Below are 13762 nucleotides of genomic sequence, written 5' to 3'. Positions count from 1 at the left end.
TACCCCCTTCTTCGTCCTTGCTGTTCTATTCATAGTCCAATTTGTAGTTGGCCAGATATTCGGCAATTCCGTCGATTTCTTCATCGGTGAGTCCAAGGTCTTTCGGATTAGGCATCGTGTTGCCCGGCTTCACGGATTGTGGATCATGGAGCCATTCTTTCATGTTGTCGAGTACCGGATTGCCGTCTTCCTGTCCTTCACCCTGGTTCAACAGAATGCCTGCCACGGATTGCTTGCCGCCGATTCCCGTCAGGTTAGGCGCAACTGGCCCGCCCTGATCACCAACTGCATGGCAAGAAAGGCAGTTCGTTTTGAACTTCTCAGCCAATTGGGTATCTTCCGGAAGTACCGCCGGGGCTTTCATTTCATTGACCCATTTGTCAAAGGATTCCTGGCTGACCGCTTTTACCTTGAATTCCATGAAGGCATGCGACCTGCCGCATAATTCAGCACATTTACCTCGGTAAACGCCTTCATTCGGCGCAGAGAAGCTGAACTTGTTAAGTGTTCCATCCGGGTTTGTGTCCATTTTACCCGCAAGTGACGGCACCCAGAAGGAGTGAAGCACGTCAGCGGTTTTCAATTCGAATGCGATTTTCTTTCCGGTCGGGATGATGAGATCTTGAGCGGTGGTTACATCATATTGAGGATAAGTGAATTCCCACCAGTACTGATGCGAGGTGACTTTGACCTGAATTGCATTTTTGTCGTTGGACAGATCTTCGCCTTGGGCAAAAATCGTTTTTACCGTCGGTACTGCCAGAACGATAACAAGCAACAACGGAATGGCTGTCCATATTACTTCCAGCTTGAAATTACCTTCAACCTGTTCGGGCATTTCATTCTGCCCGGCTCGTCTGCGAAACCGGATCAACACATACGCAGCAATAGCAAATACAATGATGAGCACCACGATCATAATCGTAATGGACAGCTTCATCAGATCATATTGGCCTTGCGCCACAGGACCCTGAGGTTTCATTACCGACAAGTCTTCCCGCCCGCATGCGGATAGCAGCAAAGAGAACACCGCCAGCAAGGGGAGAATTCGCTTTGCAACCTGCCACTGTTTCATCATTGATCTACCCCACTTTTTTAACATTTTCGTAGATTTCCGTTTTCGCCCAAAATAAACTCAAATTAAGTTCATTTCAGCACGATACAGGTAATCCTGTCCGACATACAGAACGCTTACAAAAATAACGCTTCCACCACTCCCGTCTTTTCCTGCTAAGGGCATGTCTGCGCATTCTTCCAATTCATTCTATATGGTTCAATCACTTATTAAATATAAGTTGAGGGTATGATTTTGTCAATCTTTGGACACATGTTCACAAATTGTTCACTATATGTAAAAAACCGCACCACAACTTGATTTGTAACCGATTTCAGTTAAAAGTATTACTCTCTACTTTTGAAAAATTTTGCCAAATTTCGGTGATGAAATTGATTTTTTTGCCGATTTTTCTCACATTGAAAACATGCAGTATTATGCAAAAAAGAAAAGCATGCATCAGGTGATCTCCCTTACAACTCCTGGAAGGAGCAGTGAAGCTCCATACCGCCTCCATTTAGAATCAGACGGTATGGAGCCTAAACCCATTGTATATCTTGACACCGTTATACAGCCCCACTACCAGCCTGCAAGTGATTCAGCACTCATGTCCCATCCGTCAGTATAAGGGGTCCATCCCCTGTGATAGCCACCGTATGCTCATACTGGACGCCCCAGCTTCCATCAACGGTTCTTACCGTCCAGCCGTCTTCATCCCATACAACCGCTCCAGAGCTGCCTTTTGTAAATATGGGCTCGATGGTAATAACCATGCCCTCTGTCAGTAACATACCCGTTCTGCGTTTCCCGTAAGGAAGCACGTTTGGGGGTTCATGGATGTATTGACCAATGCCATGACCAATGAGAGGCTTCACAATACCGTAACGATACATCTTCGCTGTCCGCTCAATCGCATTCCCGATATCCCCCAGCGTATTTCCTGGTACTGCCAGTGCTATCGCCTTATGCAGTGCCCTCTCCGTTCGCTTCATCAGCTTGCGGATGGACCTACGTTGTTCCCCGATCCCATACGTCCATGCAGAGTCGGCAAGCCAGCCGTCTTTGTTCACCACCATATCAATGGTCACCACATCTCCTGTGGACAGTTCCCGGTCATCAGGGAAGCCGTGGCAAACCACTTCATTAACGGAGGCGCATGTGGCGTATGGATACCCTTTGTATCCCTTTTGCTCAGGTGTAGCTCCTCTTTCAGCCAAAAAAGCTTCCACCCGCTCGTTAATGTCACCTGTGGTTACACCAGGGGCGAGCCACTTTTCAATTTGCTCGTGACAGCTTCGCAGAATGCGTCCTGCTTCCCGCATGTAGCCAATCTCTTCTTTTGTTTTCAAAATAGGGTCCACATGCATTCATCCTTCCTGCCATATGTGTACTTCCATGTATATGCAGCAGGAGCAGAACAAAGCCCCCCAAAAGTGCAGCGAAGATCGGAGGCTTATTCCAAATACTCTTTGGGAACCCATTACCCATTAGAAATATATACATATCATTTCCAAACAAAAAAAACCGCCTGCCGGAGCCTAATGCCCGGGAGACGGTTCTATTCATATCGGAACAGTATATTCAGAGTTGTGTGTGTTTCAGGACACGGAAGAATCCATCTTGACAAGCTCATGCTCGACCACAGAAGTCAATTCTTCCTCGTATCCACCCGTAATCCGGTATTTTCTCACGTACTCCTTCACGAATTTTTTTGGATCTTTAGGACGGAAAATCCGAGTCATTTCCCTCAAACTTTCTTTGACCTCATTGTGACCTTTCGTTGCCATTGTAATTCCCTCCCAAAACGTTGAAAGTGAATGCTCCGTTTAGAGAATGCCGAATAAGTCTTAAATGCCATCCATGAAGTTGTGTGCGCGGCTCAAAGCAAGCTTTAGGTCGGGAACCCTGCTTAAGCAAGTACCTGACACTATAAATACCCGATATGATTCGGTGTGAATCATAATCTTATTGTAGCATATTCGGAAGTATCTTACGACTTGACAATCTTACCTAATATTTATAACGGTTTTTATGCCCAAAAAGTTTAATTCCGAATCTTATGTTATAAATACGACACTTCTATACGGAATTAATATATCCAGCATAACACTCAACTATTCGGGGGATATTATCACGGACAACCCATACAGTTAAAATACTGGGATCTAAGGAGGCGTTGTTTTATGGATCAGAAAGACAAAGAAATGCTGCCCCTTTCGCATGAAAAGGTGGAAGTGGACGGAATATACACCAACGAAGCGGGACAAGAAGAGCATCTGCATCGCGGACAACACTTCCCGGCTGACCCTGTTCTCGGTAAGACCGAATGGGAACTGACTGAATTCGCTTTTGACAATCATCACGAAGGTCGTACCGACGAACGTTTGGTTCCCAAAGAGAATGACACCGACAAGATTGGCAAGATTACCCATCCACGAAGACACTTTCAGCGTGGTGACCGTTAAGTTATATAATGAGGCGAGAAAGGGGCATGTTCCAGGGCAGCATTAGGAACATGTCCCTTTTGAATGAGCAAAGATACATTTCGTCCCATCCGGTTCAGTTCTGTCCACCTTCCTCATAGCCTATATAAAAAGGACAAAGGAGGCTGGACCGGATGTCCCCCATGAAATCATCAAGCGGTCTGGATGAAAATATTGCCGGCATGCTCTGTTATCTGTTCACTTTTGTAGGCGGAATCGTCTTTCTGGCTGTAGAGAAACGCAGCCGTTTTGTTCTGTTTCATGCACTTCAATCCGTCACGGTATTTGGCATCATCATGGTCGGTCATGTGCTATGTGCATTCCTCCCGCTGTTTGGCCCACTGCTGGCATCACTGTTGTCCCTGCTTGGCGTGGTGATCTGGCTCCTCATGGTGGTCACCAGTCTGCAAGGCAAATGGCTGAAGCTCCCTTGGGTCGGAGACTTTGCAGAGAAACAGATGCGGCATCTGTAAGATATAACGTGTCGATCGGCTTTACCCCCAAAGTAATTCATCCCGTGAGTCAACATAATAATCCATCTTGTTTTCTAGCAAAAAAAAGCAAAAACACCGGATATCCTGCCCTTTCGAGCATGAGTTTCCGGTGTTTTGTTTATTATCCTCAATAACGATTCACAGCATAGATGATTCATCCCCTGAATCGTTCAAGTCGTTTATCTTTTTTATTCACAGCATTTATTATTCATGCCATGAAGCATTTGAAGTTAACATAACATACATATTGGATGCATTGAGGTAATGATAATGACGATTTCATCTTTACATTTTACGCCGACTTGCCGTTATCCCCGAGAATTACATCTGCTTGTCGTTCTGCCATTTTGGCAGCTGTTGCTTGAGTACCCAGACCATTAAACAGCAAATTCATGAATATGGCGGTGAAACTACCTGCAATGATTCCGTTGCCGAGCATAATCTGTGCCCAGTCCGGTGCACCTGCGAACAATTGAGGCACAACCGTTACCCCCAGCCCCATACCTACAGAGCAAGCGATGATGAACAGATTCTCATGACGGTTCAGATCGACCTGACTGCCCAGAATACGAATACCGGACGATACTACCATACCGAACAATGCAACCATGGCTCCACCAAGAACAGAACCTGGAACAAGCTGTGCGAGCGCTGCAATCTTCGGTACAAAGCCGATGACCACAAGCAGTCCTCCTGCTACAACGATCACATCACGCGTTTTGACGCGGGTCATCTGCACAAGCCCAACATTTTGAGAATAGGTCGTGTATGGAAATGAGTTGAAAATACCGCCCAGTACTATCGCCAAGCCTTCTGCACGATATCCACGGGCCAGATCTTTGGAAGACAGGTCTTTATCTAAAATTTTGCCGAGAGCCATAAATACACCAGTGGATTCAGCTACGCTGACAATCGCCACCAGAATCATGGTCAGAATCGGTACAATCTCAAACGTCGGTGTGCCAAAGTAGAACGGCTGTACGACGTGGAACCAGCTCGCTTCGCGAATTGGTGCAAAGTTAACTTCACCCATAATTCCTGCTGCCACGGTACCCGCGAGAAGGCCGATCAGCACTGAGATGGAACGAACGAATCCTGTAGTAAACCTTGTCATCAGAATGATGAACAACAATACGCCAAAGCCGAGCAGAAGATGAACTCCACTGCCAAAATCTTCTGCACCCTGACCGCCGCCGAGATCGTTAAACGCTACCGGAATCAGGGTCAGACCAATAATGGTTACTACTGATCCGGTGACGACTGGCGGAAAGAGTCGAATCAACTTGCCGAAGATACCCGAAAACAGCACAACGAATATCCCTGACGCAATGATTGCACCATAAATGGCAGACACGCCGCTCTTCATCCCAATTAAGATCATCGGTGATACGGCCTGGAATGCACAGCCAAGCATGACAGGCAGCCCCACTCCGAAGAAACGGTTGCCCCATACCTGCAATAGTGTTGCCACACCACAGGCGAGCAGGTCAATCGCAATCAAATAGGTTAACTGCTCCGTTGTAAAACCTAGTGCCTTGCTGACAATAATCGGTACAACGACAGCTCCTGCATACATCGCCAGCACATGCTGGAGACCCAAAGAGAAGGTTTTGATCGGATGCCGATGCCGCTGAAAAATACGTTCGCGTGCCATATTATATCGTGACCTCCTCATCCGCAAACGTAACCTGTCCGTCTGACAACGCCCCGATGCGAACCAGCGATTCCACACGGTATCCTGCTTCTTTCAGCAAGCGACCTCCCGGTTGGAACGCCTTTTCAATAACGATGCCAATACCCACCACTTCAGCACCTACCTGCTCCACAATGCGGGCCAGACCAAATGCTGCCTCGCCATTCGCCAGAAAGTCATCGATGATTAGTACGCGGTCACCCGGCTGCATGAACTTCTTCGCAACTGTGATTTCATTCGTCTCCTGCTTCGTAAAGGAGTACACCTTCTCGACAAGAATGTCTTCAGTAAGCGTAAGTGACTTCTGCTTTCGTGCAAAAATAAGCGGCACGTTGAGTTCCAGTGCGGTCATGATGCCTGGTGCGATACCTGATGATTCAATGGTCAGTACACGTGTAATGTTCTCCCCTTCAAAACGACGGATGAACTCCTTACCCACTTCCTTCATCAGAACCGGGTCCATCTGGTGGTTCAGGAATGAATCCACTTTGAGTACCTGCTCGGACAGAACAATGCCTTCCTGTATTACCTTGTCTTTTAACAATTGCATCGTAATTCTTCCCCCTGTGCGCCCTCCCGTACAGAAGCCTGCATGACCTCGATCCGCTCTGTAAAAAAACAAAAAGCCCGCCTTTTTACACGCTGCGGAAGGACCGGAGACGGGAAAAGACGGACTTGTACGTATGTGGACAAGCCGCATGGATACTGCGAGTGTATTGGAATGCAAAATCATGATTACAGGATGACTCAGAGCAAACCTCACTCAAAACTCCCTATCAAAATAGGAATATGAAGCTGCCTGAACATTCTTTTTCAGACAAACTGCCCGAGAATCCTTGCTCTACATACCTTACAAACGTTGCAGATCTTTCCCGTAGTCCGATCATTCCGGTGATCGGGTAGAAACATGCAGGCCTATTCCTGCACATATACGAGTCGGCATATTTAATTTTTAAGCTCCATGATTCGTTACAATATATGATCGCGAACCTGAATGTAAAAGTGTGAACGGAACTGATAATGTTAGAAGTATACCGAATCGGCGGCGTGAAATAAAGAAGTATTTTCATGGAAGTTGCGGAAACTTGTCTTAATTTGCATAAAAGGGATGATTGCTGCGTGTTTTTTATGTACAATATGAGAACGGAAGCGCGTGTCCGAACGGAGAATGGATGGAGACGCTGCTTGTGTTATGAATTTAATCGTCAAAGGAGATTTGCAGAGCATGAAAGGTGTACTTAAGGAATTCAAAGAATTTGCTGTACGCGGCAACGTCATCGACCTGGCTGTCGGTGTCATCATCGGGGCTGCTTTTGGCAAAATCGTCACATCCCTCGTGAATGATATCATCATGCCACCGGTAGGTAAGCTGCTTGGAGGGGTTGATTTCAGTCAGAAAATTATCAATCTGGATTGGGATATGAGAACCGCCAGTGGGCAGGAAATCAAAACATTGGCACAAGCCAACGAAGCTGGCGCAACCGTAATTGCTTACGGGCAGTTCATCAACGTCATGATTGATTTCATTATCGTTGCTTTCTGTATTTTCATGCTGGTGAAAGGTATCAACTACATTAAAAGCAAAGAACACAAAAAGCCCGAGCCACAAAAAACGACGAAGGCTTGCAAGTACTGTCTATCCGAAATTCCGGCTGCCGCTACTCGCTGTTCACATTGCACCTCGGAACTGGAAGCAGAAGGAACTGGTGCAACGGCTTAATCGTTTCCACGCTTCGAGCGTCTCAGAATCCAATTTCTGAGACGGACTTAATTGAAGACCATTGTTATCATGATCGGATTTATGTAAAGTAAATCCTGCTTGCTCTGTCCGTTATTCTTCCTTCATCCGTGTGTTTGGAAAACCCGCACGATGGCTGGTGGAGTCAAAACAGCTCCCACATGAAAGGTCTCACCGTAAAGGTGGGGCCTTTCCTTTATTTTATTTTACGAGCCAGGCGCAAACAGCCTTGTTTACCACACTTCCACTCACACTCACACCATGATACTAACTAGAATCGACGCGGCAGCAAATGCTCCAGAATCGACTTCAGATCCTTATCTTCTTTATAAACCTCTTCCCCGGTATCAAGCTCTGTAACCCGAATATATTCATAGTTTGCCGAAGCATCCGTAGGTTTGAACAACAACTGGGCCTCATCTTCCAAACGTACGTTGAATCCCATATCCTTGAACATGGTCGTTAACTGATTAGTTGCCGGTTCTTGTCCCTGTCCAACAAATATAAGACCTCTAAGACTTTTGCGTTCCTGAGGTTGCGGATAAATGACTTGAAAGTGTACAATGCATTCCATAAGATGGTTCCCCTTTCGTTTAAAACATACTTTGTGAAATTTTGAACTTTAAAACTTGCTATATAAGGAGATACGTATCATGACCCCAGAACGTTTCGATATTTACGACGATCAGCAAAATTGGATAGGTACAGAGCTGCGCAGCGTAGTCCATGCCAAAGGGTTCTGGCACCGTTCATTTCACTGCTGGATCGTGCGCGACGAAGGTTCGCAGCGGTGGGTACTTTTTCAGCGACGACGAGATATCAAGGATACCTTCCCCGGATGTTACGACATTACAGCTGCAGGGCATCTCACTGCAGGAGAACAGCTGCATGAAGCCAGTCGTGAGCTTGAGGAAGAACTGGGCGTACAAGCGCCTTTTGAAACGCTGACCTATCTGTTGACTGCAAGACAGCAGCTTGAAGGGCAGGTTCGCGGTGTGCCTTTTCTCGATCGGGAATTCAGTTCCGTCTATGGACTGTGCTTAAACCAGCCTCTCGAAGCCTACACCTTGCAGGCAAGCGAAGTCGACAGCCTGTATGAAGTGCCTTTGGATGAACTGATTGCCTTATTCCGTGGTGAAACCCAAGCGATTCAGGCCGCAGGAGTGCCAGCCGTGCAGGCAGCGGTGGATCAGGCAAATGGTACCTCTCTGCCTCTTCCCGTTCAAACACGTCACATTCGCGAGATTCAAGCAGCCGAGTTTGTGCCGCACGGAACAGAATATTATATCGATGTACTTGAAGCGTTATATAATTTACCCATAGGCAAATCCAATCCTGCATAAGATCAAGTTACGTTCATAGCTTCATTTTCTCAACAATAGCATGACTTCATACCCTACTACATTAGCTCAACAGGGAACATTTGCTGTGATGAACATCACTGCTTCCGTTTGAGCAGCATTAACAGGCGTCTGCCTCATGGCAGCGCCTGCTTCGTTTAAGCATGTATTGTAGCTCATAGGTTACTTGATTCTGTTTAATCTGTTTTGGATGAGTAAGCCAGGTAGAGGAATGATTCAGCGCCAGTGTTCAGGCCTGATCTCCTCCTGAGGGTACCGACCAATAACGTGCTGAGAGGTTTTGGTAACGATGCCCGTAACGAGACTCCAGTTCCTCTCCCATATCCTGCTCCAGCTCATACAACACCAATTCTTGAGCAAAATGATTCAGCAGCAGCCCGGTCATGACCGGATGCTCTGTCACCATCGCCTGAGTGGCGCAAGATTCCCCGCGCATCCCTACCATGCACCAACGACGATCTACCACTAAAGAGAATTTCCGGCCATTCCCTGTTTCGTATAAAGGCAAACCAGGCCAAGGAGCGGGCTGATCCATCATGCCCTCTCCACCATCACATGACCATAACAGGCGTACACCGCGGTCTTCGGCACGCTGCAAGTCGGCACGCAACAGCTCCGCTTCCTCACGCCACACGTCCACCACAATTTCATGTTTGGCCTCAGCCAGTTCACGGCTCAGATTTTCAAAGACATTTTTGTCGCCTTCAATGTTGTAAAAGACCGGCTTCTCCGGCTCATGCTGCGGCATACTGCTCTGCACATATTCAAGGGATGCACGCATCTGGCCGGAGATCATACTTGTCATCTCCTCAGGCTTCAAGACACTGTATTTCGCAGGCTCTCCTGCGCTGCAACGCAGGAATCCCCGCTGTTCCAGCCGTTGCAGGGTGGCATATACATTGGAACGGGACACACCCAGCCTTTTCGCAACCTCATATCCCGAGGCCGAGCCTTGGCGAGCGAGTTCCACCATAATTTTAGATTCCATCTCAGTAAACCCAAGATGGCGCAAATGATGCAGCAGTTGGTCCATATTCCCGTCCCCCCATGCTGTAAGCAACCAGCGCTGCCTCACAATGATTCCGCAGCGCTTCTACTGCATCAGATCTGTTCTGCTCCGCAGCGTGGGCACCATTTCGAACCTTTGGGCAGCTCTGCTGCACAAATCTGACAATTCACCATCTCGCGTGGCACTTCGGTCTGTACGTCCACCGTGTTCACGATCGGATTATTTTCTTTCCAGTACCGAATGCGCTCATCCAGCTCCTGCTGGCGCTCGCGTTCCCGTTGCATTTCTTCATCCCGACGGCGTTCCCACTCGGCATCGAACGCTTCCTTTTCCTCTTGGGTAAACTCTGTGCTGTTATATTCGGATTCGGTCTCCAGGTCCGCAATGGACGGAATTACCGTGTGATACGGCTCGGCTTCCTCCAGTTCTTCTTCAGCTGGCGCATCGTACATTGGTCGCTCCGGGCTTTGGGCCACGGCCGCTTCCTGTCTCGCAGGGCTCGCTGCACCTACAGACGCTGCTGCGGGTTTGAATTCGCCCAACTTGCGTCCGCATTTCGGACAGAAGTTGGCATCCAGTGAGGCGACGTGCCCACACTCGCATAAGCGCTCATTTTTGAGTTGTGCAATCTTGTTGCGCAGACCATCAATCTCGTCCTGCAATTCGTCGCACAGCCCCGACAGATCCACCATCTCTTTTTCGGCACGCGTCATGTCCTGTGCGCGATAACCTTCATAGAAGATACGACCCATATCTGTAAAATGGACTTCCTGTTCCTGCTGCAAGCCCACAATCTGATTATTCAATTTGCCGATTTCAACGGCGTGCTGGGCACGCTCTGTTGCTTTGTTTGCTCCGTTTTTAATTCGTTGAAGCAGTTTCATAACATCTCCTCCTCATCCCGTCAAAACCCATATCATTTTAATTTTTCATAGTATAGCATTTTGCATAACTCGATATAATCACAAGCGGTACAACCTATCGAGGGATACGAGCATTCCGATCCATATGTATGCTGATTGGAAGTCTCTCTCCTGATCTTATGCAAAAGCTCAGCATATAACTTATACGATATCATACCAAAAAGTTGCGAAATCGGGCGCGAATGCCCGTTTTCTGCCGATGCTGGATGAATTCGGGGGCTTTCGTCAGGACCATACGTTCGGGTATAATGAAGCTTTGGCCCTGTTGATCCGCCTACTTGGGCGGTTAACCCTATCATACCAATTTACAATGCGATTGTGAAAAGGGCAAATGAATTACTTTTAAGCCGGGATAGTCCTATCCCTGAATGCATATAGAGGTGGATGAATGATGTTAAGTCCGAACTCAACGTTTTACCCCCGTCCGCTCGGGGTTACCCCGGCGGCGTCCCTGCCCCAGTCCCCTTCGGCTCCATTGGAGACCAGTAGACAACTCGTGGGCAGTGATGAACGGGATGCCCCATATTTCCGCTCTCTGGAAGAGGTAGGCATCCGTCTGAACGGGCCCCAAATCTCAGCGGTTCGCCACGGCAAAGGTCCCCTGTTGACTCTCGCAGGAGCTGGCTGCGGCAAAACAACTGTACTAGCTGCACGAGCCGGATACCTGATGGAGGTTGGTGGTGTTCACGCCGGAAGCATCCTGCTGGTGACGTTCACGAACAAAGCTGCCACCGAAATGAAAGACCGCATCGCTTCGCTGCCTGGCATTCGTCCAGCCGCTGCAAGAGCGGTGCAGGCCCGTACATTCCACTCGTTCGCGCTGACGCTGCTTCGTCATTACGGCGTGCAGGAAGAGATTTTTGGCGAGTCGCGCGCGCAGCATACTGTACTTAAGATGCTCCTGCGCCAGAATGGCATGAGTGAGGCCTTTCAGCCGGAGAGCCTGCTGGCCATGCTGTCCGCCTGGAAAATGCAAGGATCTGAGACGAACGATCTCCCCGAAAAATTACAGGAGGAACGAGACGCCAAACGTGTTCTCCTTGGTTATGAAGCATGGAAGCGGGATCGCAACAAGATGGATTTTGATGATATTTTGCTGCGAGCTGCCGCACTTCTTCGTGATCCTGCTGTCTTGGGGCCGCTTCAGCAGCGTTTTCAGTACATTATGGTCGATGAGTTCCAGGATACGAACAGTCTGCAATATGAAATTGTACAAAAACTGGCTGCCGCCCATCGCAATTTGATGGTTGTGGGAGACGACGACCAGACGATCTATACGTTTAATGGGGCACGGCAGGAATCTATTTTGGAATTCGATAAAGTATACCCCGGTGCACGCATCGTGACGCTGGATATCAACTACCGCAGCGATGCGCGTATTCTGGGACTGGGCAGCGAATTGGTCGCCCGGAACAAACGAAGACGCGACAAGCGGCTGCGCGCAGCCGGGCATCGCGGAGATGCGCCACGGTTCGCCACCCCCTCCAATGCCGAGGAAGAAGCCGCTTGGGTTGTTAACCAGTTGTGTCAGCAAGTCGAGGAAGGTCTGCATACATATCGGGATATCGCGATTCTGCATCGGACAGCCAGCAGCAGTCGGGCTATATTTGAGCAGCTTGTATTGAAGGATGTGCCGTTTGTACAGCATGGAGCGTCCCCGGTCTTCTACGACCAGTCCCTGATTCGACCGTTAATGGATCATATGCGCTTGTCGCTGAACCCCCGTGCTGTAGATGCTCTTCCAAGTGCGCTGGGACCTCTCTATGTGTCCCGCGATGCTGGTCTGGAGTGGATTCAGCGCAGTGAAGAGCAGCAAGCGAAGAAATATCCGCTCATCCATCTGGCCAAGTGGGACAAGCTGAAGCCTTTTCAGCAGGAACAGGTCAAGGAACGTATCAAGCTGATCAAATCGCTGACGAAACTGAAACCGGTGATCGCCATCCAGGAAATGCGCCGCCAGTTTTACGACAAATATATGGAGAGCGGTGATCCAAGCATCTTCACCCATTACAAGGAAACGATGCTGGAGACTCTGGACGAGTTCGAAGCCGCCGCCAAAAAATTCGAAACCGTGGAAGAGTTCATTCAATTCGCTGATGAGCTCTCTCGCAGACACCGTGAGATGGAGTCACTGCGTCGTGCTCAGGACAGTGACGCGGTACAACTGATGACCATCCACCGGGCCAAGGGACTTGAATTCCCATGTGTCTACTGGATCGGGGCCAGCGAAGGAATCGTGCCTCACAGCACGGCATTGCGGCAGGATATTCCGGAAGACCAGAAGGCTGCCCTTACGGTGCAGCAGACGGATGCAGAATTGGACATGGCTCTGGAAGAGGAGCGACGGCTCGCCTATGTTGCAATCACTCGGGCGAAGCAATATTTATACGTCACTTCTCCCGCCAGTCATCACGGAAAACCGGCGGACGTTTCCCGCTTTCTGCTGGAGGCATTCGGCATGGAGGTACCGGACAAACGCAAAAACCGCGATGAAGCCCGAACTGGCCATCACGTGTCATACGGCAAGGGAAATGGCAATAGTCAGAACTCCCACTCTGGTGCCCGTTCTGAAGGCAGGAACGTGGTACACAGACGGACAATCAGTAACAGTGAACGTCGTGACTTCGATGTTCATAATGAACGTGACGATGATCGGCTCAGTGAACGACGCGGGAGTGGTATCATTGGGAACCACAAGGCATTTAGCACCACGGGTGTGAGTCAGGCAACTTCGTCTTCGTCCAGTTCGGTATCGCGCACCTCAGGAGATGCTGAACGTACAGAGACTGTAGCGATTTGGAAGTGCAGTTCTTCCACCTGCAAAGCATGGCTGCGCCAGAAACCGGATGTACCTTCGGCCAAAACATCCAAAAAGGCAGCTTCTGGTCCCCCACCTTGTCCGCTGTGTTCAGGCAAGATGGAAGCCAGTACCCGTAAGGTTCCCGTAACCGGTCGGTTCGGAAGGTAAACGATTACCATTCGTTTCAGGACGCTTGCTGCTGTTTAT

At 48.8% G+C, this 13762-nt stretch carries 13 protein-coding genes and 1 riboswitch; of the genes, 5 read left to right on the top strand and 8 right to left on the bottom strand.

The window, feature by feature from the left end; genetic code table 11:
* Positions 1-25 precede the first annotated feature (25 nt).
* From coxB to P5G61_RS15985, 3 genes are all read right to left on the bottom strand, one after another.
* Positions 26-1078: a cytochrome c oxidase subunit II gene (gene coxB, locus P5G61_RS15995; protein WP_079348831.1), complete on the bottom strand. Its 1053-nt coding sequence runs from the start codon at positions 1076-1078 to the stop codon at positions 26-28.
* Positions 1079-1659: 581 nt separating this feature from the next.
* Positions 1660-2421, bottom strand: coding sequence for a type I methionyl aminopeptidase (gene map, locus P5G61_RS15990; protein ID WP_024632137.1), 762 nt, complete (start codon positions 2419-2421; stop codon positions 1660-1662).
* Between the two features lie 231 nt (positions 2422-2652).
* The gene (locus P5G61_RS15985) at positions 2653-2841 is read right to left on the bottom strand and encodes a hypothetical protein (RefSeq protein WP_017690840.1); all 189 of its coding nucleotides are present in this window, start codon (positions 2839-2841) and stop codon (positions 2653-2655) included.
* A gap of 396 nt (positions 2842-3237) precedes the next feature.
* On the opposite strand from P5G61_RS15985, the gene P5G61_RS15980 reads away from it, so the two are divergent.
* Both P5G61_RS15980 and P5G61_RS15975 read left to right on the top strand, forming a co-directional pair.
* Positions 3238-3519 (top strand): transposase, encoded by a 282-nt coding sequence (locus P5G61_RS15980; RefSeq protein ID WP_301247435.1) that lies wholly within the window; start codon positions 3238-3240, stop codon positions 3517-3519.
* 152 nt (positions 3520-3671) lie between these two features.
* Positions 3672-4010: a DUF4870 domain-containing protein gene (locus P5G61_RS15975; protein WP_053779715.1), complete on the top strand. Its 339-nt coding sequence runs from the start codon at positions 3672-3674 to the stop codon at positions 4008-4010.
* Positions 4011-4323: 313 nt separating this feature from the next.
* Here the strand turns inward: P5G61_RS15975 and P5G61_RS15970 are convergent, their stop codons facing one another.
* Together P5G61_RS15970 and P5G61_RS15965 are read right to left on the bottom strand one after the other, a co-directional pair.
* On the bottom strand, positions 4324-5685 hold the full coding sequence (locus P5G61_RS15970; RefSeq protein WP_301247434.1) for a nucleobase:cation symporter-2 family protein: 1362 nt from the start codon (positions 5683-5685) through the stop codon (positions 4324-4326).
* Between the two features lies 1 nt (position 5686).
* Complete coding sequence (locus tag P5G61_RS15965) at positions 5687-6274, bottom strand: xanthine phosphoribosyltransferase (RefSeq protein ID WP_024632141.1); 588 nt, start codon at positions 6272-6274, stop codon at positions 5687-5689.
* Between the two features lie 305 nt (positions 6275-6579).
* Positions 6580-6679: riboswitch (purine riboswitch) on the bottom strand.
* Between the two features lie 237 nt (positions 6680-6916).
* Here P5G61_RS15965 and mscL point away from each other — a divergent pair.
* Positions 6917-7444, top strand: coding sequence for a large conductance mechanosensitive channel protein MscL (gene mscL / locus P5G61_RS15960; protein WP_435874185.1), 528 nt, complete (start codon positions 6917-6919; stop codon positions 7442-7444).
* Positions 7445-7733: 289 nt separating this feature from the next.
* Here the strand turns inward: mscL and P5G61_RS15955 are convergent, their stop codons facing one another.
* Positions 7734-8036: a hypothetical protein gene (locus P5G61_RS15955; RefSeq protein ID WP_301247433.1), complete on the bottom strand. Its 303-nt coding sequence runs from the start codon at positions 8034-8036 to the stop codon at positions 7734-7736.
* A gap of 79 nt (positions 8037-8115) precedes the next feature.
* Here P5G61_RS15955 and P5G61_RS15950 point away from each other — a divergent pair, with 79 nt between their 5' ends.
* Positions 8116-8805, top strand: coding sequence for an NUDIX hydrolase (locus P5G61_RS15950; RefSeq protein ID WP_301247432.1), 690 nt, complete (start codon positions 8116-8118; stop codon positions 8803-8805).
* 247 nt (positions 8806-9052) lie between these two features.
* On the opposite strand, the gene P5G61_RS15945 is transcribed toward P5G61_RS15950, so the two are convergent.
* On the bottom strand, positions 9053-9856 hold the full coding sequence (locus P5G61_RS15945; protein ID WP_301247431.1) for a TrmB family transcriptional regulator: 804 nt from the start codon (positions 9854-9856) through the stop codon (positions 9053-9055).
* Between the two features lie 68 nt (positions 9857-9924).
* The gene (locus tag P5G61_RS15940) at positions 9925-10716 is read right to left on the bottom strand and encodes a zinc ribbon domain-containing protein (RefSeq protein WP_301247430.1); all 792 of its coding nucleotides are present in this window, start codon (positions 10714-10716) and stop codon (positions 9925-9927) included.
* A 430-nt stretch (positions 10717-11146) separates the two neighbouring features.
* Between P5G61_RS15940 and P5G61_RS15935 the strand changes: the two genes are divergently transcribed.
* Entirely contained in the window at positions 11147-13723 is a 2577-nt protein-coding gene (locus P5G61_RS15935; RefSeq protein ID WP_301247429.1) for a UvrD-helicase domain-containing protein, read from the top strand.
* Positions 13724-13762: the final 39 nt, after the last annotated feature.

The sequence above is a fragment of the Paenibacillus vandeheii genome, from assembly GCF_030433635.1.
GTDB lineage: Bacteria > Bacillota > Bacilli > Paenibacillales > Paenibacillaceae > Paenibacillus > Paenibacillus vandeheii.
Note: the sequence above shows the minus strand (reverse complement) of the source record. Positions and strands in the feature narration are given on the sequence as shown.